Below are 23,418 nucleotides of genomic sequence, written 5' to 3' on the forward strand. Positions count from 1 at the left end.
ATCGCCTTATATTCATCATTTACTGTTGCTTTCATCATTTTTGCAAATTTATTAATTTTTTATTAATAATCTTACATTCTGATAAAAACCACCTACAGTGTAAGCTGATTAACCTTCATTTTTATAGCCAAGTTATTTCCATTTAAAATTTACGGGTATTATTGAAACTTAAAAATTATTGATAAATTAAATTTTATATAAAAAATGTAATTTTTTTTATCAATGTAAATAATATTGCAAAAAAAACATATTATGCAAATTTAATAAATTAAGAATTTATTTTTATTTAACCAATAGTTTGTATTAACAAAAAAAAATGGAGTATAAAACTCCATTCTTTTAATAATATTAATTAAACAGTAAAATCATCACCCAAATAAACTTGACGTACTGTTTCATTTGCCAATACTTCTTCAGGAGTGCCTTCTGCAATGACTGCTCCCTCACTCACAATATAAGCATGCTCACAAATTGCTAAAGTTTCACGAACGTTGTGATCTGTTATCAAAACACCAATACCGCGATCTTTCAACTGCCGAATAATATCTTTAATATCTCCAACAGAAATTGGATCTACCCCTGCAAAAGGCTCATCCAATAGCATAAACTTGGGATCTGCTGCCAAAGCTCTTGCGATCTCAGCACGGCGACGCTCACCGCCCGAAACACTCATGCCTAATGAATCTTTGATGTGGGTAATTTTAAAGTCTTCCAACAATTCTTTTAGACGTTGTTGTCGCTGTTGTTTATTGAGATCTTTTCGAGTCTCAAGAATTGCCATAATATTATCAGCGATCGTGAGCTTTCTAAAAATAGAAGCTTCCTGTGGCAGATAACCAATTCCTTTACGTGCACGTTGATGCATGGCTAAGTCGGAAATATCTTCATTATCTAAATGAATTTCGCCTTTATCCATACGAACCAAACCAACAACCATATAGAAGCTTGTTGTTTTACCAGCACCATTTGGACCAAGCAATCCTACTATTTGCCCGCTTTGCATACTAAAAGAAACATCTTTTACCACCCAGCGTTTACTATAAACTTTGGCTAAGTGTTTAATACACAGTGTTTGGCTTTGATTCGAAGCTGTCATTAATCACGTGCTCCAGGGAAAGACTTAGCACTGTTTGGTGGAATAATAATTTGCACACGTCCTTTAGATGAACCTGTTGTATTCGATGAACCCGAAGCTTCAACATCACCTTTGTTCATACTATATTTTAAAGTGCTGCTTCGAATACTTGCTCCATCTTGGTATAGATAAGCATTTCCAATCAGGTTGATAATACCAGTCTCAGCATTGTAAACAATTTTTTGTGCTTCACCGCGCGCCACGCCTTTTGCACTGTCTACCTGCTGTTGAAATTTTGCTGGTCCACCTGTCGCAGTAATAGTGCTAATTTGTTTACTTTTATTCAATTGAGCAACAATTGAAGACGCTTGTAGCTTCATTGTACCTTGTTCAATAATGACATTGCCGGTATAGGTTGTCACACCTGTCGCTTCACTATACGTTGCTTTATCAGCAACAAGTGAAATAGGCTGATTACGGTCTGATGGTAATGCAAATGCCGTTGCTGACAAGCTCAACATACTGATCGTACAGATCGCTTTTCTCAGGAAAGATTGTTTCAGTGAAAAGATCTTAATTAGGTACATACTTTCCTCGAATATTTGCAAATTCATATTGACCTTGGTTTAAATCAGCTTTTAAACCCTGACTAATAAATTCTGCATCAGGTGCATTAACAGTAACTTGGTGAGTCGTTTCGAACTGACGAGTTTTAGGATAGCCTGTTAATTCATCTGTTTGAAATTCCATCGTCCCACGTTCACCAAGTTTAGTTGCTTTAACCTGTCCAGATAAAACAACCTTCTCATTGTCATTAAATCCTCTTGCTTCTTTGGCAAAAAAAGTTGAATCAACTTGATTTTGATTAAACATTGAAGCATTGAGATTGCTGAGTTTAGACGTTTTTCTTTGTAAATCTTGTTCTAGATGATCAACTTGAGCACGAACATAAAGATTGCCCTTTTCATCGGTCTGGACCAACTGAATACCTTCAGCAGAATAGGTCATGCTTTGTGCTGAATTTCCATCCAGCTTTTTACCTTTCCCGCTGTAATAGTAATAGCCACCACTAATTGCCGCAATGACAACAGCGGTCACATATAGAACCTTAGTATCCATAAATTATATTCAACATTTGATCAATCTGAATTTAAGCTATTAATGCGGTATAGCTGTATATTTTTCAAGTAGTTCTTGGTAAGTGCCTTTAGCCATTAGCAACATATCGCAAACTTCCCGTACCGCCCCACGTCCACCCATTGCTTGTGTGACTAAATCTGCTCGACGGCGAACTTCAACATGACCATTAGGTACTGTAACTTTCATTCCAGCCAGTGCAAATGCTGAAAGATCAGGCCAGTCATCGCCCATGTATAAACAATCTTCAGGATCTAAATTAAGTTGTGCACATGCTTCTTTAAGCGCAACCCCCTTATCTTCTCGACCTTGAAAAATCAAATCGACACCGAGATCAGACATACGTTTTTCTACGATGTGACTTTTACGTCCAGTAATGATAATGACTTTAATCCCAGATTTTTGGACCAATTTCATGCCCAATCCATCACGAATATCAAATGATTTGATTTCGTCTCCAGAATTGGTCAAAGTCACAAAACCATCACTCAAAATTCCATCTACATCTAAAACCAATGCTTCAATATGACGCGCTTGTTCTAATAAAACATAAGAAGCCATTGATTAATTTACTCCAGCTTGAATCAAATCATGCATACTAATAACCCCAATCACTTTATGCATCTCATCGACAACCACAAATTGACTAATTTTCTTTTCATTCATTTTTTCCAAAGCTTCCACAGCTCGTGCTTCTTTAGAAATCGTTGATGGGTTTTTAATCATCACCTCAGACACTGCTAAATTCACATCAAAACCTTGTTGCTTATCAATTAAACGACGCAAGTCACCATCGGTAAAGATACCCAATAAGGTGTCATTTTCATCGACAATCGTGGTTAAACCTAAACGTTTATTAGAAATTTCATACAGTACTTTATTCATAGGTGTATTGGGTAATACTTTGGGTAAGTCATTGCCTGTGTGCATTAAATGTTTCACATGCAATAACAGACGCTTACCTAACGCTCCAGCGGGATGAGACATCGCAAAATCATCCGCAGTAAAACCACGTGCATCTAACAATGCCACTGCTAAAGCATCACCTAATGCCAATGTTGCAGTTGTACTCGATGTCGGTGCTAAGCCCAATGGACAAGCTTCTTTAATATTTCCCAGTGTTAGCGCCACATCAGCATTTTGTGGCATCGGACCTTTATCATCACCACTGATGGTAATTAATGGTACTTCCAAATATTTAATGAGTGGCATCAGCATCATAATTTCATCACTCTTTCCAGAGTTTGAAATCGCAATCAGTACATCACCTTTAACCAACATGCCCAAATCACCATGACCAGCTTCGCCAGGATGCATAAAAAATGAAGGCGTTCCTGTAGAGGCAAAAGTTGCAGCCATTTTCCGTCCAATATGCCCTGATTTTCCCATCCCAGTAATCACTAGACGACCTTGGCATTGCAAAATAATTTCGCAGGCGCGGGTAAAACGCTCATCGATTTGGGTCGCTAAAATTTCTAAGGCATGCTCTTCAATGCGCAGGGTTTCAAGCGCAACTTTTTGAAAATCAACATGATTTGACTTATTTTCAGAATTCAAAATGGACTTACCTTAACTCTAGACGAGTTTTGAATATCAAACGGAATATTTTTGCTATTTTAGCATAGCAATACAATAGCCTGCTTTCCTAAATGTATAAATTTCATTTTCTTAGAAAATTAACGTATAAATCTTTATGAAATATGGAGCTTAGGTTAAGATAAATCACCCTTTTGTTGAAACATTTAGAAAACCTATGCAACCATTTGTTCTTTACAACTCTGAGCAACGTAAAAAAGTTGAATTTGTTCCCCGTAAAGAAGGACATATCGACATGTATGTGTGCGGTATGACAGTTTATGATTACTGTCATATTGGACATGCTCGAGTGATGGTTGCTTTTGACTACATCATTCGTTTTCTACGCAGCCAAGGCTGGAATGTAAAATATGTTCGAAATATCACCGATATTGATGACAAGATCATTGCACGTGCCAATGAGAATGGTGAAAGTATTACGGCATTAACAGACCGTTTTATTCAAGCGATGAATGAAGATGCAGAAAATCTGGGCTGTCTACATCCAGATGAAGCACCACGTGCCACCGATTATATTGATCAGATGCAAAATATGATTGGTCATTTAGTCAATAAAGGTGCTGCTTACCCTTCTGCAAATGGTGATGTGTATTTTGAAGTTGAGAAATTTGCCAGATACGGTCGCCTTTCTGGACGTAAACTGGATGATATGCAAGCTGGCGCTTCTGAGCGTGTCGATGTAGACGTTGAGAAAAAACATCCATTTGATTTCGTGCTTTGGAAACATGCCAAAGAAAATGAACCTTCATGGGCTTCACCATGGGGCAATGGACGCCCTGGTTGGCATATTGAATGTTCAGCAATGTCGACCTGCTGCTTAGGCAATCATTTCGATATTCATGGTGGTGGTTCAGACCTTTTATTCCCACACCATGAAAATGAAATTGCACAATCAGAAGCTTCTACAGATGAACAATATGTGAATTACTGGATGCATGTTGGTTTTATCAATGTAGATGGTGAGAAAATGTCTAAATCATTAGGCAACTTCTTTACCATTCGTGATGTGATGGAGAAGTTCCACCCAGAAGTGATTCGCTATTTTATTGTCTCTTCACACTATCGCAGCCCGGTGAACTTTTCTGACTTTGCATTAAAAGAAGCAAAAACAACACTTTCTCGTTTCTATCATGCATTTAAGGCATATCAGCAAGTGTATGCTGATCTATCTACAGATGTACTTGATGAAACATTTGTGGAACGCTTTAATATCGCGATGCGGGATGATTTCAATACTTCAGAAGCAATTGCAGTATTGTTCGAAATCATTAAAGAACTGAATCGTGCAGTTAAAGAAGAAAATGCAGAGCAAGCAACGCTTTATTATTCGACTTTACGCCATTTGACTAATATTCTAGGTTTAGTTCAGTACAATGTTGATGAGTTTTTAAAGTCTGATATTGGGCAAGAAGCATTAGGCTTATCTGAAGCTGATATTACAGATTTTATCCAGCAACGTGTAGATGCCAAAAAAAATAAGGACTTTGCGCGTGCTGATGAAATTCGCCAGTCTTTACTTGCTCAAGGAGTAGTACTCGAAGATACTCGTCAAGGTACAATTTGGCGTCGCGCTGATTAATTCAGTCATGTAGTATTTTCCAATAAAAAACCTGATTAAGATCAGGTTTTTTATTGGCTTTATGTTTTTAAACAGATTTCATCGTTCCTGTTTCTTCAAACTGCGCATGCCAAGACAAAGCCTCACGTAAAAGATGTGGTGTTTGCCCACCTAATACACATGCCCGTTCAAAATAATCCGTCAATTCATTCCGATAAGATGGATGTGCACAGCATTGTATAATTTTAAGCGCACGCTCCCGAGGAGCTAATCCTCTTAAATCAGCCAATCCTTGTTCTGTCACTAAAACATCAATATCGTGTTCTGCGTGATCACAATGACTGACCATAGGTACAACTGAAGAAATTGCACCATCTTTGGCAATCGACTTGCTCACAAAAATAGCCAAATGGGCATGGCGAGTAAAGTCCCCTGATCCCCCAATACCATTCATCATTTTGCTACCTCCCACATGTGTTGAATTTACATTTCCATAAATATCAAACTCTAATGCGGTATTGATTGCAATGATTCCCAAGCGCCGAATGATTTCAGGATGATTCGACAGCTCCTGTGGACGTAACACGATTTTATCTTTATAGCGTTCAAAATTTGTCATCACATGCTTGGCACATTCATCAGACAAAGTCATTGAACAACCTGAAGCAAACTTCATTTTGCCAGAGTCAATTAATTCAAATGTACAATCTTGCAAAACTTCTGAATACATTTCTAAATCATGAAAGTTTGAATGTGCAAAACCAGCAAAAACAGCATTTGCAATTGAACCAACGCCAGACTGTAATGGACCTAAGTTTTCAGGTAAACGCCCAAGTGCTACTTCATTTTCAAAGAAGTGTATCAAGTGCTGTGCGATAGCAAGTGTTTCATCGTCTGCTTGATCCATCTTAAATGAAGTATCTGGAATATCATTCAAAACAATGGCTGAGATTTTACTAGGATCGATATGAATACCAAAAGTTCCAATGCGATCACTCACTTGAGTAAGAGGAATTGGATCGCGATAAGGTCGCTTCTTTGGAAGATAAATATCATGCACCCCTTCCAGTATCGGATGAATAGTTGTGTCAATTTCAACAATTACCTGATCCGCCATTTCAACAAAATTTGCTGCATTTCCACATGAACCTGTCGGAATGATTTGTCCATCTTCAGTAATCGCAGTGGCTGCAATAATCGCCACATTGGTTTTTGCTAAATTATGATGGCGAATATTATCTGCAACTTCAGATAGATGTTGATCAATATACATGACCTCGCCTGCATTAATTGCTTTGCGTAAAATAGGATCAGCCTGATAAGGGTAACGGCGTGCCAAAGCATGCGCTTCAGTTAAGCGACCATCTATACGGTTACCTAAACTTGCACCAGTCGCCAAAGTAATTTTCAAAGGATGCAGTTGCGCATAATCTGCCAATGCTAAAGGGACTGCTTTTGCCTCGCCTGCACCGCCAAAACCACTTACACCGACCACTGAACCATCTTTGATTAAATTCACAGCCTGTTCAGCAGACATTATTTTACTGTGCAGGCAATTTAAGCGTACACGTTCCAAACCGTTAATCATTTAAATAAATCTCAAAAATATAAAAATAAAGCATGAAAGCGCCCACCACCCCTGCGAACAGGGATAGAGGAGATTTTGAATTATTCGTTTATGAAAGGGATAGGATTAAATTAATTCAATGGCAATTGCTGTAGCTTCACCACCACCAATACATAGTGCTGCAATACCTTTCTTACCACCAGTGCGTTTTAAAGCATGAATAAGCGTGACAATAATGCGTGAACCAGAAGAACCTAACGGATGCCCTAATGCACAAGCACCACCATGGATGTTGACTTTATTTGCATCCAGTTGGAAAGCATCTATCGCCAACATGGCAACCATTGCAAAAGCTTCATTCACTTCCCATAAATCAACATCTTCAACATTCCAGCCTGTTTTCTTTAATACTTTTTCAATCGCACCGACCGGTGCAATCGTAAATTCAGAGGGGTGCTGAGAATGTGTCGCATATGCTGATATTTGTGCCAGTGGCTTTAAACCACGTTGTTTGGCTTCTTCACTTGAGGTAATCACCAATGCCGAAGCACCATCAGAAATTGAACTTGAATTCGCGGCGGTAATGGTACCGTCTTTCTTAAATGCTGGACGTAAAGTTGGAATTTTATCTGCTTTGGCATTCAATGGCTGCTCATCTTGCTCGACCACAACTTCGCCTTTGCGAGATGATACTGTAACAGGCACAATTTCAGCTTTAAAATAACCATTATTAATCGCCGTTACCGCTTTATTCAAAGAACCTATTGCATAAGCATCTTGCTGTTCACGTGTATAGCCCTTTTGATCTGCCATTTCTTGCGCCAGAATACCCATGGACAACCCTGTTTCAGCATCTTCCAAACCTTCCTGAAACATATGATCAATGACTTTACCATGCCCCATTCGATAACCAGCACGTGCTTTTTCAAGCAAGTATGGTGCATTTGTCATAGACTCCATACCGCCCGCAACAACAATATTCGCCGAACCTGCCTTAATTGCATCAGCAGCTTGCATGACTGCTTTCATACCTGAGCCACAAATTTTATTGATCGTGGTTGCACCCGTTGAATCTGGCAATCCGGCTTGGCGCATGGCTTGACGTGCAGGACCCTGTTTTAGACCCGCAGGAAGCACACAACCATAAATCACTTCATCAATATCTGTAGGCTGTAAACCTGCACGAACAATTGCTTCTTTAATGGTAACTGCGCCTAAATCCGGGGCTGTACAAGCTGATAAAGCACCTTGAAATCCCCCCATTGCTGTACGTACTGCTTCAACAATTACGATCATTTTTATCTCCCTGTCCATTGATTTTAAATCTTGTTTTAAACCACAAAGAAGTAAACACCCTTATGGTTTGCCATTGTCAATCTCAAATTTTAAGCCTGTGCTGTAAAATAATCTTCAGGCAGTTGCATAATGAGATCAGCACCAGCTTGGATACGCTGTATTCTTGTTGCTAAGTCTGGAAGCACTTTAGCAACATAATACTGTGCTAAGACCAATTTGTTTTGATAAAAAGTGTCTGATTTACTTTGAGCCGCTTGAGCTATTCGTGCAAACATATAAGTAAAGCTCAACAAGCCAACCACATGTAAATAATCTACGGCAACTGCACTCGGAAAATCTGGACTCACTTTTGACTGCTCAATAATTATTTTCGTGATTTCGTCGACTTGAGCACAGACATCCAATGTGACCGCCTTAATTGACATTGCGTCCTGCATACTGTCGGCAAATTCACGTATTTCTGTCAGATAGTCTGCGATAAAGGCACCATTCGATTTAATTGTTTTTCGTCCAATTAGATCGAGTGCTTGAACACCATTTGTTCCTTCATAAATTTGGGAAATTCTCAAATCACGAATACATTGTTCCATTCCCCATTCACGAATATAACCATGCCCACCGAAGCACATTTGCGCTTCAAGTGCCGCATCCAGTGCCTTATCGGTCAGATATGCTTTTGCAATAGGTGTTAACAATGCCACACGCTCATTGGCTTTTGTTATGCAATCAATGTCTGTTGAGAATTTGGTGATATCAAGTTGTTGTCCAACATACACAGCAAATGCACGTGATGCTTCATTATTGGCACGTGAGTTAAGCAACATACGGCGCACATCAGCATGAACCAGGATTGAGTCAGCAGGCTTATCTGGAGATTGTTGACCTGATGCAGATCGCCCCTGCAAACGATCTGTGGCATATTGCGCTGCATTTTGATAAGCAAACTCTGACGCACCGATTCCCTGAATCCCCATAGAAAGGCGCTCATAATTCATCATAATAAACATGGCTGCTAAGCCTTCATTTTCTTTACCTACAAGATATCCTTGAGCAGCATCGAAATTCATGACACATGTTGCTGAGCCTTTAATTCCCATTTTATGTTCAATAGAACCCGCACTCACCGTATTACGCTTACCCAATGAACCATCTTGATTGATAAGAAATTTCGGTACGATAAATAAAGAAATACCTCGGGAACCTGCTGGTGCATGCGGCGTTTTGGCTAATACAAGATGAATAATATTCTCACTGAGATCATGCTCTCCACTGGTAATGAATATTTTTGTTCCTGAAATATTGTATGAACCATCATTATTAGGTACTGCCTTTGTTTTGATAATCCCTAAATCAGTACCTGCATGGGGTTCTGTTAGACACATGGTCCCTGACCATTCCCCTGTATAAAATTTTGGTAAGTAAGTGGTTTTTTGTTCTTCTGATGCTGCTTGATCAATTGCCATCCCTGCACCCACAGTCAACAGTGGATACAACATAAATGAAGGATTGCAACTCCAAATCATCTCATCTGCAAGCACGGTCAGCATTTTAGGCATGCCTTGACCACCCCATGCTTCATTGGCACCTAAACCAATCCAACCGCCTTGGGCAAACTGTTGAAAAGCTTCTTTAAAACCATGTGGGGTTTTAACTTCACCTTGGTTAAATTCAGCACCGCCTTCTTCATCCGCACTACGATTTAAATCCAGAATGACATTTTTAGAAAATTTTGCCATTTCTTCTAATATTGCATTGGCAGTTGCCATGTCCAAATGCGCTAAATTCTCGTTCTCTTGCCAGAACGTTTCAGCCTTAAACACATCTTGAAGAATAAATTGCATATCTTTCAGTGGTGCATTGTAAATTGGCATGATTGCTTTCCTTGTGACATGACTTTTCAGTTGCGACTAAAGCCGTGTATAAATCTTTTTGCATTAAAAAAGCAAACACCTCATTCATCAACCTAGCTATTTTATATATAAAACATACATAAATTTACAAAGATTGATCAACATTAGAAGTTTGTTTTCTTTAAACACCCCTTAGCTAAAGCCTTATATAATTTGTAAAAATAAATAAATCATAAGCTTTTTAAGGCAAAAGTAAGTCAAAAAACAATAATCCAATTCTTAAAATAATGGAAATATATTTACATAATTTGACCTCATAGGTTCAATTTTATTGACTTTAAAAAAGAAAATTCTTTATCTTTTGCCAATTGATAAATCAATGATTTTTGACTTGGAATCTCAGGGTTCTTTTGAAATATTTTCTTGAAAATGACGACTATAGTTTTATTGAATAACTCAAATAGCTGATATACTCTGATTCTAGTTCTTCATCAGTGGTTTTGGATTAATAGAATGAGTTCAGTGCGCCAACAAAATTTTCTTCTCCGTAAAGAGAAAATTTTAGCAATGGCAGAAACCTTATTGCTTGATAATAATCAGGATATTACTTTAAGTGAGCTTGCCGCAGAACTTGATATTGCTAAAGGCACGATTTACAAGCACTTTAAAAGTAAAAACCAACTCTACCTTGAACTGATTATCTTAAATGAAAAAAGACTCTTAGATATTTCCAAAGCCTACCATCACGACATTAAAATTTATGTCTCTCAGTATATGCTGTATAACATGCTGAATTCGAATCGTACGATTCTATTACATGTGATCGAAGAGCGCTTAACCAACAATGAACGCAAGCTCAAAGATTTATTTGAAGAACTTTATTCAATCCGTGAGCAACGAATTTTAGAAATTAAAGATCTCTTTGGTGCACATCTCAAATCATTAAACAGCATTATGTCGATCCGTGATTATCTGTCTTATATTTGGACAGTCACCTATGGCGCATCCCTACTGTTAAATTCAACCCATTATCAAAAGTCAATTGGCTCTCGTGAACGCTTGATTAAACTTTACGTCAATCAAGCCCTGATGACACCTGATAAATTAACTGATTCAGAAACCTCAAATGACTGATATTCATTGTTTTTTATCAGATTTTCTGTTTAATTAAGACATTATGATTTGCTATATATCTAATTCGTTTTGAGGGCTGAGTAACTGACTAGGTAATGGCATGGAATTAACTTGACTAAAAATTTCATAACACATATGTCTGAGCCACTGATGGCTGGTTTTATGGTGACAGGACATATGCCAATACTGTTTAATCGAATAGGTCGGAAACGAGATAGGTGCAGGAAAAATCTGTAAATTTCCTCGAGACAACAAAACTTCGCTCAAATAATACGGAACGGTTGCAATCGAGTCAGTATCTTGTACCACCAAGCCCACACCGAGATAACTTGGAATGCGCATCAACACATTGCGTTTTAAATCCAAATTCAATAGCTCATTGGCAATGTGATAATGCCCCACCCCTGCATCAATATCGATGTGAGATTCACTCAAATACTGTTCAACAGTCATACTTTGCTGATTTAAACGTGGATGGTCTTTTGAAGCAATCACCACATAGAACTGTTCAAATAATTTTTGTTGATAGAAGCCATTTTCCAATTGCGGTAAAAAGCCAATGGCTAAATCAATTTCTCCATTTGCCATTTGATAGCTGGTTTCAGAAGTAATGGCACGAACATTTAATTTAACATGAGGTGCATGTTGTTTGAGGTATTGAGAAATCTTTGGAAGCAAAACCAAATGTGAAACATCCGTCATAGCAACAGTAAACTGTTGATGCGATGCTGTTTCGTCAAAGTTCACACTAAAGTTATTGATAATTTCAACTTTGCTCAGAGCCTCGCTCACCAGAGGATAAAGCTGTTTCGACAATTCTGTAGGCACCATTTCATTACCAATCCGTAAAAATAACGGATCGTTATAGTGAGCACGAATTTTGTTCAGAATATTGCTTACTGTAGGTTGGCTCATTGCTAAATGGTCTGCAGCAACAGACACACTTTTAAATTTGTAGATATAGTAAAAAATACTGAGCAACTTACAATCTAACTCAAACACGAAATTACAACTCTCACATTTTTTGTATTCGGTGCTATATCTTCTGCTTTTTTATAAAAATTTCCAATGTTTTAATGTACCGATTTTAAACAATCAGACCAGTGATGAAAAATCGGTACATTTGACTTGTATTCATTTCTATTCTTTTACAAATAAATCACCCATTAATTCATCGTCTGAATCAGCATAGCGATATTCAGAAAAATCTGAGATGCCTGATTCTCGAAGAATATCTTCATCAATCAACAATCGCCCAGTCAACGCACGTTGTTGGCTATTCAATATATGATAAGCAGCATCCGCCATGATATTTGGTTTGCGTGCCTTACTGAACAACGCCTTACCGCCTAAAGAAAACTCAATTGCAGCAGTTGCAATAATCGTTCTTGGCCAAAGTGAATTTACACTGATTCCATAGCTAGCGAACTCTTGATTCATTCCCAAAGTCAACATACTCATACCATATTTAGTAATGGTATATGGTGCATAACTAGCAAACCATTTCTCATCTAAATTCAAGGGCGGAGAAAGATTGAGGATATGCGGATTATCGCTATTTTTTAAATAAGGTAATGCTGCTTGGCTACATACCATCACCGCACGGGTATTGATTTGATACATCAAATCAAAACGATTTGGGTCAAGTAGTTCAACACCAGATAATTTAATTGCACCCGCATTATTGATTAAAATATCAATCCCACCAAATTGCGCGACGGCTTGTTGCATGGCTGCTGCCACAGCAATTTGATCTCTCACATCCAATTGAATTGCCAGCGCCTTCCCACCTGCTGCTTCGACCTCTTTCGCAACAGTAAAAATCGAACCGCCCAATTTTGGATGTTCTTCTGCAGATTTTGCAGCAATCACGATATTCGCGCCATCTTGAGCAGCTTTTAGTGCGATTTCACGCCCTATTCCACGACTTGCACCCGTGATAAAAAGTGTTTTTCCTTGAAGTGACATAACATCCTCTTTGTATTTGTTTTTGACGGTTAGAATCTGTTGACACTTCACAGATGCTGGCGAGATTCGACATTTTTAACCGCACAAGGCAGGCTTTGCAAAACTTAACCAGTCTAAGTTAACAAGACCAACATCTTCGCAACAAAAAAGCTCCTATCCCAAAGGGTTAGGATAGAAATGTCAACAGACTCTAATCTACTAAATTTTATTTTATTCTTATAGTATTAAAACTTCCAATTTATGTACTCACCAGTACATTAATTATTTTAATTTTATCTCGCCTCAAAAACAAAAGCTTGCATATGCAAGCTTTTGATATGTTCACATGAAAAATTTAAGCTGCCCCAACCTTTGGACTCGCGCCTATCTGCCATACAAAAGGTAAAGGCTCATGATTCACCTCCCAATCTCCAATCACTTTTTCCTTATAAACTAAAGGATTATGTGAAGACACGACTCGCGCATTTCGCCAAAAGCGATCGAGCTGCTTAGATGTTGTACTGGCTGATGCACCCAATGCATTAAACAATTGGCTGGTTAGATCCAACACCAACGCAGAGATCACCACTTGACCTTGTGCCGACTCAAGTTCAGCATCATTATTCGCCTGAATATTTTTGATCTCAGACTCTCCAAAATGGCTAAGATACGCTTTTTGTAAAGCTTCTGCTGTTCGTAAGGTAATGGTTTCGCTGGCATAGGCTTGTGCAGATGCTTTACCAATCACTTGTAAAATTTGCGGATCATTACGAACCAGATCTGCATTGCCATGACTAAAGATACGATCACGCTTTTGTACTTCATGAATAAATGTGGCAACAGCTGATTGAGCAATACCCGACAAGGTCGCCAAATGAATGACTTGATAAAATGCTGTTTGGTATTTAAATCGTTGTTCAAAAGGCAATATATGATCACGCTCAATTGCAACATCAGTTAAGCTTAACGTACCACTTCCCGTCGTCTTTTGTCCAAAACCATCCCAATCGTCCAATACCTGCACACCCGAGGCATGGCGAGAAATAGCAGCAATCACATGTTGGTCAGTTGTTTCGTCATAGGCGAATAGATCGACCCAATCAGCAAAAATAGTGCCTGTTGAATAGTATTTTTTCCCATTGACCAACAGTTGATTATTTTTTTGTTTTACCCTAGTGATCACATCCCCAATTTTGACTTGACCAATTTCAGTCCAAGCATTTCCCACCAGATCACCTTGAACAAAACGTTTAAACCACAGCGTTTGATCAGCAACTTTATGCGCGTTTAAACGATCTTCGACAAAGGCAAAATGCCCCCGCAATGCCTGCACGATATTAGAATCTGCTTTGGCAAGTTCTATAAGCAACTGGAACAATTGAGGTAGAGAAACACCATCGCCACCAAACTTCACAGGAACACGAAGTGCCCCAAAACCCGCTTGTTTTAACCAGTTGATTTGTTCATATGGCAATGAACGTTGCTGTTCACGCGCGAGAGTTCCTTCGGCGATTTTTTCGAAAATTGGACGATACTTTGCTGCAACTTTTTCATAATTGGCTGTGATTGATAAATCATCATTAATATTGGTTTGAATATTTTGTTCACTCATGCTGGCTCTCCATTATCCTATTCTTATCACTCTTAGCTCCACGCATGGCGTGGCAAGTGGATGTTATTTAAATAATAATTACCAACCAAATTAAACTTCCAACGTACTGGGTCATGTAAAGTATGGGTACGTGCATTGCGCCAATGACGATCTAAATTCAACTCAGATAAAGTTGAACGAGTACCAGATAACTCAAACAATTTATTGGATGCCAAAATTGCAATTTCAGTAGTTAGCACTTTAGCCTCGGCGACCAACAATGTCGCTTCATTGGCGTGCTCTTCTGAAGGTTGAGCAATTGCTAAATCAATTGCATCACCTGCCAAGTCTAAAACGGCTTCAGCCGCTCTTAATTTAATTTTTAATTCACCAATATTGGCGATGGTATAAGGATCATCGGATGCTTTTTCCAAACCAGAATCTACCCAAGGACGGGAATGCAATTTGACATATTGAATGGTTTCTTCAATCGCACCACGTGCAATTCCTGCATCGACGGCAGCTTGAATAAACTGAGAAATTGCGCCAGCCACTGTTGGTTTTTCAAATGCTTTATAGATCGGCACAATATATTGGGCATCCACTTGTACTTGTTTCAATACCACTGTGCCACTTGCTGTGGTACGTTGTCCAAAACCGGACCAATCATTAATCACCTCTAATCCAGCTGTGGTTCGAGGTGTTAAAGCTACGACCGGCAAACCTTCTTCATTGACCGCAACTACAGGGACCCAATGCGCCAATAATGCACCCGTGGCAAAAAATTTTTGCCCATTGATTTCATAGCCTTGAGCTGTTTGATGAATTCTCGTTTCCAAATCAGCAACTGTTTTGCTGCCTTTTTCTGAAAAGGCATTTCCTAAACGACGCCCTTTTAATATCTCTCCAAAGAAAAACTTTTGCTGTTCTGGACTTGCATCCAAGCGTAAATGTTCAATGAATGCCCAATGGTTTTGTGCAATTTGCCCCAAGGATGGATCAACACTTGAAATCGTTTTGACCACTTCTGCTAAAGTTCGATATTTGACTTCTGCTCCACCAAAAGCTTTAGGAATATTGATTCCCCACAAACCACTTTGTGAATACTGTTGTATTTCAGCAAGAGGGAGACGGCGCTCATAATCACGTTGTGAAGCTTCTTTGGCAAACTCTTTCGCCAAAGCTTGAGCCACTTGAACAGCTTCTGCATCTGATTGAATCACATGCGCATCTTGGCTGAGCTCAAAAAAATGTAAAGGTACCGCCGTCTGCGAAGAAAATTTTTCTTGGTTTAAATCAGTCATTGTTGTCACTCTCTTAAAATAAGCATGACATTAAACTAGCATTATTTTTTTCAGTCATTTATATCAATAAATGCATTCAATATTCAAAATAAAATCATAAATTTATCATTAAAATTCATAATCAATAAAATCACAAAATAATACCCACATAAAGTGGGCATTCTATTGAATTTATCATGTTTTATTTCTAAACGATGCATAATGCTTATTATTTTACTAAATATTAAGCTTTAAATAAAACATTGAATACTTGCTTAAACCAGCACATTTATATATTTAATGAACAAATTTAAAAACCTTTAAACCTGATGAAAACACTTAACTGGCTTGTGCAAATTTGTCTTTAATTCCTTTTCTGAATTGTGCACCACGATGGTTTTCGACCAGATATGCACCCTGCCCAAATAACTTCTCTCTTAGCGTTCCAGTCCGATATTCAGTTTGATAGACCCCACGTCGTTGTAACTCGGGGACAATATACTCCACCACATCGATAAAAGTTTGATGTGCCAAAATATAAGCCAGATTGAAACCATCTACGTCAGTTTCTTCAATCCAGTGTTGCAATTCATCAGCAACCGTTTGAGCTGAACCGACAATTACAGGACCATTTCCACCAACACTATTCCATTGTGCAATTTCTTCTATCGTCCATACACGATTAGGATCTGCATTAACATAAGCATCTAACATTGATTGAATAGCATTGGTTTCAATATATTCCACTTTATCTTTTGCTTGATATTGTGAGAAATCTACTCCAGACCAGCCTGAAACCAATGTTAGCGCCCCATCATAACTTCCATAACTTTGATATTCTTTAAATTTATCCTGTGCTTTTTGATCGGTTTCATCAGTCACAATAGACAATAATGTATAAATTTTAACAGCATAAGGGTCTCGCCCTTCCTCACGCAATTTCTGACGAATGCTCTGAACAATTTTCTTTGCAGCAATTTTTGAAGGTGGTGCAATAAAAATACATTCCGCATTTTGACTGGCAAATTTTTGTCCACGAGATGAAGCCCCTGCTTGGTACAATACAGGCGTACGCTGTGGTGATGGTTCACAAATATGAATACCAGGTACTTTAAAATATTTACCTTCATGCAAAATCGGATGAACTTTGGTATGGTCTGCAAATTGACCAGCTTGTTTATCTCTTAAAACTGCTCCTTCTTCCCATGAGCCCTCCCAAAGCTTATACAGTACTTCTAAATATTCATCTGCAACGTCATAACGGTCATCGTGATTGAGTTGTGCGCTTAACCCCAGATTTTTAGAGCCACTTTCTAGATAAGAAGTGACAATATTCCAACCTACTCTCCCCTTAGTCAAATGATCCAAAGTACTGATTCTTCGCGCAAAGGGATAAGGGTGCTCAAATGAAATAGAGGTGGTGACGCCAAAACCTAAATGCTGTGTCACTGCTGCCATTGCTGGGACAATTTGTAGCGGATCATTTACAGGAACTTGTACTGCTCCTGTTAAAGCATGCTCAGCACTTTGATGATATACATCATAAATTCCCAGCACATCTGCGATAAAAATCCCATCAAATAAGCCTTTTTCTAAAATCTTGGCGAGATCAGTCCAATATTCAATATCTTTGTATTCTGTAGAACGGTCTGATGGATGACGCCATAACCCCGGAGATTGATGTGCAATACAATTCATTTCAAAAGCATTGAAGCTAATTTGCTTAGTCATTTCTATTCAACATCGGTATTCATATTATTTTTATCCTATGCCATTTATGTCTATTCTTTTATCTTAATATCTTCGATGATTATCATGAAATTTTTTATATTATTTTATGGCTTATTTATATTGTTTTCTCACATCTTTTCATATTGCTGTGTTTAAAACAAAAATATATAACTTTGAGAGTAATACTGCAATTTACTCAGTATAAATAATCAAGATGAAGTTTTGATTTTTTCAGCAAGTCTTCGACTGGCTTTAAAATCTTTATAGAAATATAAAAATAAACCACAAATTAATACGGCTGCACCAACAAATACCGTTATTGTCAGTTTTTCATTATTCAACATTGCCCCCAAAAACATGGCGATCATGGGTGTCATGACCGTTGTTAAGGATAAAGTCGTTGCTTTAATATTTTGAACCAATTTGAAGTAACAGAACATCGCCAACAATGATGCCATCAACACCGTATAAATCAGGGCAAATAAAGATTTAGTTTCTGGGATATGTGTTGGGGCATGTTGCCAGATAAAAGGAATAAGACAGCTTGCTGCTAAGGTTGAAACAAGAATTGAACCTGTTGCTTGTGCCATGGGTAGCACATCGGCATTGACCTTTTTGACCCAAAAAATTGACAAAGCATAAGTAAATACACTCATCAACATCAACCCGATACCGATAGGATGTACATGTTGACTTGCACTACCACTCATACAGATGATTGCCAAACCGCATACCGCGACCAGCATGCCTAACCATTGAATTCCGAGCAAGCGTTGACCAAAACCAAAACGACCAATCAATCCCGCCATAATCGGTGCTAAACCAAACATTAACGCAATAATTCCTGAACTCAAATAACTGGTTGCTGCATAAGTAAAAATCTGCGAACCAATCAAACTGAATGATCCTGCAAGGTAACTATGCAAAGCAATTTTATTGAGCGGTAGTTTGACTTTGAGGATTAAAAGTAAAAGTAATGCAATCGGCAATGCGATAAAAAAACGCAATACCAACGCCCACATCATATGCAAATCAGCCACACTCCAAACAATCGCCAAAGGCGTGCTTGCCCAAATGAAGACCAATAAAATATAGGTCGTCACTAGGTTAGATTTGGAAGGCATAATTTGTCCTGTAAGTCATCAGTTCAATTCAATGGATTGTCGAGTTAGAGATGATAAGATCAAACAATTATAAAAATTTAAAATAAAAAGCGAATGAAAATGGCTTAAATCGAAGTTTTCCGTTTCTGCTTTTGAATTGTTTGATCTAGGCTGCTCGAAAATTCACGTTTATCACGTTCAGAAATTGGCGGCGGTCCACCTGTTTGTACACCTGCTCCACGCAAAGTATCCATGAAATCACGTAAATGCAGTCGAGCTTTTACATTGGCTGAGGTATACACCTCTCCACGTGGATGGATTGCAACACCCCCTTTCTCAATAACTTGAGCAGCCAAAGGAATATCTTGAGTAATCACAATATCATGCTCACCCATACGCTCAACAATCTCTTGATCGGCTTGATCAGCACCAGACATCGCCTGAATTGAATTAATTCGAACCGAAGGCGTGATTCCAACAGGTTGATTGGCAACAAAAGTGACTTCGAGTTGGTAACGATCAGAAGCGCGTAAAATCACTTCACGAAGAATTTTAGGAAGTGCATCTGCATCGACCCAAAGTTTAAATGGCAGCACAAAATATCTCTAATCAAGATTTTCCAGTATTTTAGCAAAATGCTTATGACGTGTCCTATGCTTATTATTTTATTTGTTCATGCTACCTCAATATCATATTAATCTTCACAAGAAGATTCTTATATTGTTCATTTAAAATACAACCCTAGCCATTCTTGTCGAAAATTCGCTTTAATCTTCTGGTTTTTCTTATGATTTTACATTTCGTGACTTGAAATTTATACATCATCCTCGATTTAATAGAATAAGAGAGGCATTTAATACGTGAAAATGAACAATCAAAACAGACCTGAAACAATTATCATCGAAGATCAAAATTTTGGTAGCCATGTCGAACATTGGAATCTTTTAACTGAGAATCCAACAACAGAAGTGCCCAAATGGTTAGGTCTTGCTTTAGATGCGCCTGTTATGCCGATGGGTCTATGTTCACAAGAGTGCGATATGGATGTATCAACTTGGCTGATTCAAGGTCCAAATGGCTCTGCTGTGCAATTATGCCAAGTCATCGATGTTGAAAATAATAAGCCTAAAGCCGTCAAAACCGCATTTCCTAGTTTTGAAAGCCCATATCAATTAAATGCTTCTATTGATCGTATTATCACCTGTAAAACCAATACTCAAGCAGTACTGAGTTTAAAAGTTGGAACTAACAGTGTGGTCTACGCCTTTGATAGTTTATACAGTGTCAACAGTCATCAATACCTACAAGATCAGCAATATAGAGTTCAATTAAATGCATGGGCATATGAACTAGAGAAAGTTTCTGATCATGAACAAATCATTGTTGATGATCCTGCTTCAATCAAACATCATCGTGCATTGAATGATATTCTTTCACAAAACAATGGTGTTGCTCCAGAAAACTTGCAAGAGCAAATCGATGCATGGGAACCCAAATCTGAGGACGATAAAGCTCCTGTAACCGTTGATTTTTCAAAAATGGTGGCATATCTGTACGGTGAAACACTCGGACAAGAAGATGAAGCATGGTTCCAAGGCAAAGTCGTTGGAAAGACCCAAATGCAGTTTATGCAACAAGATTACACACTTTACGATGTGACCTTGATTCTTGAAGAAAATCAACCTGCGATTCTTGTTCGAATTGCAACCAAAGACCCTGCTTATAAAAATTTCGAAATTGGTCAATACATTCGTGGCAATATTTGGATTCAAGCCAATATTTATTCTGCTGCATAAACTTGTATAGCATTAAAAAAGCATGATGAAGGTCCATCATGCTTTTTTATTACACGTTTTGTAACATTTTTGATATATTGAATTTTTGCTGTTAAATTTTTCTTGTTTTGAATTCAAAATAACGACTTATCCACAATTTAAATTCAAAATGAATTAATCTCCCCCAATTTGTTTGTTAATAAATTAAGCAATATAAGGAATTATTTTAATAATCAAATGATCCCTATGTTTCTCAAAGTAGAGATTTATGAATTTATAAATAAATTTAAAAACAAACATTTAGCCCTAAAAATTAATTTATTAAATATCATTGATTTGTGTATAGGCTAGGCTCGTTTAGCATGCATTTCTGCGTATTTTTTCCGATAAAATTTTGAAACAGCTAAAGTTATCCACAAACCATCCACAAAACCCATATTTTAAATTCATACTGTTTATATTTTTTTAGAGATAATAATTTCTCAAAAATTATAATAATTAGATTTAGCGCTTTATTTAACCAGTCAATTATGTTAAAAATACGACGAACCAGTAGGATTTAACAATAATTTAAAATCTAGGCTCAGTAATGAAAATTATACCTGAACAATCGACTAGTCTAATCAATCAAGTTAGTGGTTTTCACTTACGTTTGGATAAAGGAGCATGTTGCTTTTTTGTTCTGGGTATGTTTTTAGCTGCAATATTGATCCATATATTAGGCATCTTTCCAACGACTTAATGCGCAACATGATCTATTTACATAAAAAATCCCTCTTGATGATGATCAGAGGGATTTTTATTCGCTTTAATCTTCGCCCTTGCTTTCTCTAAAAGATGGCATGTTTTTATTCAGAACAGCCTATTAGCCATTACGTTGAGCGAAATCATCCATAAAGTTGACTAATGCCTGTACACCTTCTAAAGGTACAGCATTATAAATACTTGCACGCATTCCACCTACTGAACGGTGACCTGCAAGATTTAATAAATGATTTTCTTCTGCCTCTTTCAGGAACAATTTATCGAGTGCAGCATCAGCCAAGGTAAAAGGTACATTCATGATCGAACGGTTCTGAACTGCGATTGGATTGTTATAAAAATCGCTTGAATCAATATAACCATAAAGCAATTTAGATTTTTCAAGGTTGGTTTTATGCATTGCATCTACACCACCCTGTTCAAGCAACCACTCAAACACAAGACCAGACAAATACCATGCATAGGTCGCAGGCGTATTGACCATAGAATCATTTTTAGCTTGTGCACCGTATTTCAGTAAACTTGGAATTTCAGGTTTTGCTTGATCCAACAAGTCATCACGAACAATCACCAAAGTTAAACCAGCAGGACCAATATTTTTTTGCGCACCAGCATAAATCAAACCAAACTTTGAAACATCCAGTGGCGCAGATAAAATACTTGATGATAGATCTGAAACTAAAGGTTTATTGGTTTCAGGAATATTGGCAAATTGAATCCCACCAATCGTTTCATTGTCGGCATAATGAACATAAGCAGCATCATCAGACAAATCCCATGTACTTTGCTCAGAGATGGCTAATTTCCCCTCAATTGTTGCACCCGCCTCAACAATATGAATATCACCATAACGTTGCGCTTCTTGAGTAGCCTTTTCAGACCAAATCCCGGTATGGATATAATCGGCTTTTGAGTTTTTGCCCAATAAATTAAGTGGAATTGCAGAGAACTGAAGTGATGCGCCACCTTGTAAGAACAGTACTTTGTAGTTCTCAGGGATATTCATCAATTTACGTAAGTCTGCTTCTGCTTTTTCAGCGACAGCCACATAGTCTTTACTACGGTGGCTCATTTCCATGATGGATAAGCCTTTACCATGCCAATCCAATAACTCAGCTTGAGCTTTTTCTAAAACGGCAGTAGGTAATGCAGCAGGACCAGCACAGAAATTGTACGCGCGCATGATTTTTCCCTTTTATAAAGTGAAACGAATGAAATAGGCGCATTTAACCACAAATCGCCTTTTCTTGCAGTAGCTTTATCAGTCAATATTTCAATGTAATTGCATATTTAGAGCTAAGTTTTCAATAACAAAATTTGAATATTGTTTAAATTTTAGGGATCAAGTAGGTCACTGATTTATATTTTGGTTGTTGCGAACAATAGATTGGCGTTCCATTTAAAGATTCAGCGATACGACAGCTTGCATAGTTTTCAATTGCAACAGGATAAATGAAAGCTTCAAAATTAAAATGTCTTGAAGCCCAATCGGCAATTGCTGTCACGGCTTCTTTTCCATAAGCAAAACCATGGCGATCTTCTCTAATCCAGATACCTAACTCAGGTCTAGGCTGCTTTGCTTGATGAAAACCAACCAAACCCAAAAATTCATCATTCAATTGATCTCGAATGACAAAAACCCAATCTGACTCATCTTGAATGGTGATTAACCATGTCTGCCAAATATTTTCGAAAGCATTTCGATCTTGAGGTGGGTCCCAGGACATATACTTTGTCAATGTCGGCGTAATGCAGGCATAACACTCATCAGCGTCATCAGAAGTAAACGGTTTTAAACATAATCTTGTTGAACTGATCATATATTTGGGTTCTTTAGAGATATTGTTGGTTTGCAATCAAGTAGATGGATATAGCCATAAACCGTCTTGGCTTGTAGTAGACTTATTGGTCAAAATTGCCGTGTATTTTAAGTTTATAATCTATAATTCAATCAATTACTACTAGAGTCTGTTGATAATTCGTCTATGTTTGCGACTACACGTGTTTTTTAAC

Annotated in this window: 20 protein-coding genes; 3 read left to right on the forward strand and 17 right to left on the reverse strand. The window is 37.8% G+C overall.

Features of this window, described 5'->3' with window-relative positions; all coding sequences use genetic code 11:
• Positions 1 to 352: 352 nt before the first annotated feature.
• Genes lptB through I9192_RS13710 form a run of 5 tightly spaced genes read right to left on the reverse strand, consistent with a single transcriptional unit; the run spans position 353 to position 3,769 of the window.
• Positions 353 to 1,096, reverse strand: a complete 744-nt coding sequence (gene lptB / locus I9192_RS13690; RefSeq protein WP_004824561.1) for an LPS export ABC transporter ATP-binding protein — start codon at positions 1,094 to 1,096, stop codon at positions 353 to 355.
• Positions 1,096 to 1,662: a lipopolysaccharide transport periplasmic protein LptA gene (lptA, locus tag I9192_RS13695; protein ID WP_004824563.1), complete on the reverse strand. Its 567-nt coding sequence runs from the start codon at positions 1,660 to 1,662 to the stop codon at positions 1,096 to 1,098. Before lptA ends, lptB begins: the two co-directional genes overlap by 1 nt.
• Entirely contained in the window at positions 1,649 to 2,194 is a 546-nt protein-coding gene (gene lptC, locus I9192_RS13700) for an LPS export ABC transporter periplasmic protein LptC (protein ID WP_004824565.1), read from the reverse strand. The genes lptA and lptC overlap by 14 nt, the downstream gene beginning before the upstream one ends.
• A gap of 39 nt (positions 2,195 to 2,233) precedes the next feature.
• Positions 2,234 to 2,773: a KdsC family phosphatase gene (locus I9192_RS13705; RefSeq protein ID WP_005032314.1), complete on the reverse strand. Its 540-nt coding sequence runs from the start codon at positions 2,771 to 2,773 to the stop codon at positions 2,234 to 2,236.
• A gap of 3 nt (positions 2,774 to 2,776) precedes the next feature.
• A complete protein-coding gene (locus I9192_RS13710) occupies positions 2,777 to 3,769 on the reverse strand; it encodes a KpsF/GutQ family sugar-phosphate isomerase (RefSeq protein ID WP_005032317.1) in 993 nt (330 codons plus the stop codon).
• 196 nt (positions 3,770 to 3,965) lie between these two features.
• Between I9192_RS13710 and cysS the strand changes: the two genes are divergently transcribed.
• Positions 3,966 to 5,387 carry a cysteine--tRNA ligase gene (gene cysS / locus I9192_RS13715; protein ID WP_005032319.1) on the forward strand — a complete coding sequence of 474 codons (1,422 nt, stop codon included), beginning with the start codon at positions 3,966 to 3,968 and terminating at the stop codon, positions 5,385 to 5,387.
• A gap of 67 nt (positions 5,388 to 5,454) precedes the next feature.
• On the opposite strand, the gene I9192_RS13720 is transcribed toward cysS, so the two are convergent.
• From I9192_RS13720 to I9192_RS13730, 3 genes are all read right to left on the reverse strand, one after another.
• Positions 5,455 to 6,954 (reverse strand): succinate CoA transferase, encoded by a 1,500-nt coding sequence (locus I9192_RS13720; protein WP_151801115.1) that lies wholly within the window; start codon positions 6,952 to 6,954, stop codon positions 5,455 to 5,457.
• Positions 6,955 to 7,059: 105 nt separating this feature from the next.
• The gene (locus I9192_RS13725; RefSeq protein WP_171067112.1) at positions 7,060 to 8,235 is read right to left on the reverse strand and encodes a thiolase family protein; all 1,176 of its coding nucleotides are present in this window, start codon (positions 8,233 to 8,235) and stop codon (positions 7,060 to 7,062) included.
• 83 nt (positions 8,236 to 8,318) lie between these two features.
• The gene (locus tag I9192_RS13730; protein ID WP_005032323.1) at positions 8,319 to 10,100 is read right to left on the reverse strand and encodes an acyl-CoA dehydrogenase C-terminal domain-containing protein; all 1,782 of its coding nucleotides are present in this window, start codon (positions 10,098 to 10,100) and stop codon (positions 8,319 to 8,321) included.
• 492 nt (positions 10,101 to 10,592) lie between these two features.
• Here I9192_RS13730 and I9192_RS13735 point away from each other — a divergent pair, with 492 nt between their 5' ends.
• Positions 10,593 to 11,213 carry a TetR/AcrR family transcriptional regulator gene (locus I9192_RS13735; protein WP_004824579.1) on the forward strand — a complete coding sequence of 207 codons (621 nt, stop codon included), beginning with the start codon at positions 10,593 to 10,595 and terminating at the stop codon, positions 11,211 to 11,213.
• Between the two features lie 51 nt (positions 11,214 to 11,264).
• Here I9192_RS13735 and I9192_RS13740 read toward each other — a convergent pair whose 3' ends face one another.
• From I9192_RS13740 to I9192_RS13770, 7 genes are all read right to left on the reverse strand, one after another.
• Complete coding sequence (locus tag I9192_RS13740; RefSeq protein ID WP_005032325.1) at positions 11,265 to 12,215, reverse strand: LysR substrate-binding domain-containing protein; 951 nt, start codon at positions 12,213 to 12,215, stop codon at positions 11,265 to 11,267.
• Positions 12,216 to 12,353: 138 nt separating this feature from the next.
• Positions 12,354 to 13,181 carry an SDR family oxidoreductase gene (locus tag I9192_RS13745; RefSeq protein ID WP_005032326.1) on the reverse strand — a complete coding sequence of 276 codons (828 nt, stop codon included), beginning with the start codon at positions 13,179 to 13,181 and terminating at the stop codon, positions 12,354 to 12,356.
• 334 nt (positions 13,182 to 13,515) lie between these two features.
• Positions 13,516 to 14,772, reverse strand: a complete 1,257-nt coding sequence (locus tag I9192_RS13750) for an acyl-CoA dehydrogenase family protein (RefSeq protein WP_005032327.1) — start codon at positions 14,770 to 14,772, stop codon at positions 13,516 to 13,518.
• Positions 14,773 to 14,804: 32 nt separating this feature from the next.
• A complete protein-coding gene (locus I9192_RS13755; RefSeq protein WP_005032328.1) occupies positions 14,805 to 16,055 on the reverse strand; it encodes an SfnB family sulfur acquisition oxidoreductase in 1,251 nt (416 codons plus the stop codon).
• Between the two features lie 318 nt (positions 16,056 to 16,373).
• On the reverse strand, positions 16,374 to 17,765 hold the full coding sequence (locus I9192_RS13760) for an LLM class flavin-dependent oxidoreductase (RefSeq protein ID WP_005032329.1): 1,392 nt from the start codon (positions 17,763 to 17,765) through the stop codon (positions 16,374 to 16,376).
• A gap of 209 nt (positions 17,766 to 17,974) precedes the next feature.
• Positions 17,975 to 18,889, reverse strand: coding sequence for a DMT family transporter (locus I9192_RS13765; protein ID WP_005032330.1), 915 nt, complete (start codon positions 18,887 to 18,889; stop codon positions 17,975 to 17,977).
• A 104-nt stretch (positions 18,890 to 18,993) separates the two neighbouring features.
• The gene (locus tag I9192_RS13770; protein ID WP_004824594.1) at positions 18,994 to 19,464 is read right to left on the reverse strand and encodes a YaiI/YqxD family protein; all 471 of its coding nucleotides are present in this window, start codon (positions 19,462 to 19,464) and stop codon (positions 18,994 to 18,996) included.
• 270 nt (positions 19,465 to 19,734) lie between these two features.
• On the opposite strand from I9192_RS13770, the gene I9192_RS13775 reads away from it, so the two are divergent.
• Positions 19,735 to 20,664, forward strand: a complete 930-nt coding sequence (locus tag I9192_RS13775; protein ID WP_010591375.1) for a hypothetical protein — start codon at positions 19,735 to 19,737, stop codon at positions 20,662 to 20,664.
• Between the two features lie 844 nt (positions 20,665 to 21,508).
• On the opposite strand, the gene serC is transcribed toward I9192_RS13775, so the two are convergent.
• A complete protein-coding gene (serC, locus tag I9192_RS13780; RefSeq protein WP_200149861.1) occupies positions 21,509 to 22,588 on the reverse strand; it encodes a 3-phosphoserine/phosphohydroxythreonine transaminase in 1,080 nt (359 codons plus the stop codon).
• A gap of 145 nt (positions 22,589 to 22,733) precedes the next feature.
• Positions 22,734 to 23,225: a GNAT family N-acetyltransferase gene (locus I9192_RS13785; RefSeq protein ID WP_005032332.1), complete on the reverse strand. Its 492-nt coding sequence runs from the start codon at positions 23,223 to 23,225 to the stop codon at positions 22,734 to 22,736.
• Between the last annotated feature and the right edge of the window lie 193 nt (positions 23,226 to 23,418).

This window comes from Acinetobacter bereziniae, from assembly GCF_016576965.1.
In the GTDB taxonomy this organism is placed as follows: domain Bacteria; phylum Pseudomonadota; class Gammaproteobacteria; order Pseudomonadales; family Moraxellaceae; genus Acinetobacter; species Acinetobacter bereziniae.

Coding starts and splice junctions, on each gene's coding strand:
- lptB (WP_004824561.1), bottom strand. CDS start 1,096: ATGACAGCTTCGAATCAAAGCCAAACACTGTGTATTAAACACTTAGCC.
- lptA (WP_004824563.1), bottom strand. CDS start 1,662: ATGTACCTAATTAAGATCTTTTCACTGAAACAATCTTTCCTGAGAAAA.
- lptC (WP_004824565.1), bottom strand. CDS start 2,194: ATGGATACTAAGGTTCTATATGTGACCGCTGTTGTCATTGCGGCAATT.
- I9192_RS13705 (WP_005032314.1), bottom strand. CDS start 2,773: ATGGCTTCTTATGTTTTATTAGAACAAGCGCGTCATATTGAAGCATTG.
- cysS (WP_005032319.1), top strand. CDS start 3,966: ATGCAACCATTTGTTCTTTACAACTCTGAGCAACGTAAAAAAGTTGAA.
- I9192_RS13720 (WP_151801115.1), bottom strand. CDS start 6,954: ATGATTAACGGTTTGGAACGTGTACGCTTAAATTGCCTGCACAGTAAA.
- I9192_RS13730 (WP_005032323.1), bottom strand. CDS start 10,100: ATGCCAATTTACAATGCACCACTGAAAGATATGCAATTTATTCTTCAA.
- I9192_RS13735 (WP_004824579.1), top strand. CDS start 10,593: ATGAGTTCAGTGCGCCAACAAAATTTTCTTCTCCGTAAAGAGAAAATT.
- I9192_RS13745 (WP_005032326.1), bottom strand. CDS start 13,181: ATGTCACTTCAAGGAAAAACACTTTTTATCACGGGTGCAAGTCGTGGA.
- I9192_RS13750 (WP_005032327.1), bottom strand. CDS start 14,772: ATGAGTGAACAAAATATTCAAACCAATATTAATGATGATTTATCAATC.
- I9192_RS13755 (WP_005032328.1), bottom strand. CDS start 16,055: ATGACTGATTTAAACCAAGAAAAATTTTCTTCGCAGACGGCGGTACCT.
- I9192_RS13760 (WP_005032329.1), bottom strand. CDS start 17,765: ATGACTAAGCAAATTAGCTTCAATGCTTTTGAAATGAATTGTATTGCA.
- I9192_RS13765 (WP_005032330.1), bottom strand. CDS start 18,889: ATGCCTTCCAAATCTAACCTAGTGACGACCTATATTTTATTGGTCTTC.
- I9192_RS13775 (WP_010591375.1), top strand. CDS start 19,735: ATGAACAATCAAAACAGACCTGAAACAATTATCATCGAAGATCAAAAT.
- serC (WP_200149861.1), bottom strand. CDS start 22,588: ATGCGCGCGTACAATTTCTGTGCTGGTCCTGCTGCATTACCTACTGCC.
- I9192_RS13785 (WP_005032332.1), bottom strand. CDS start 23,225: ATGATCAGTTCAACAAGATTATGTTTAAAACCGTTTACTTCTGATGAC.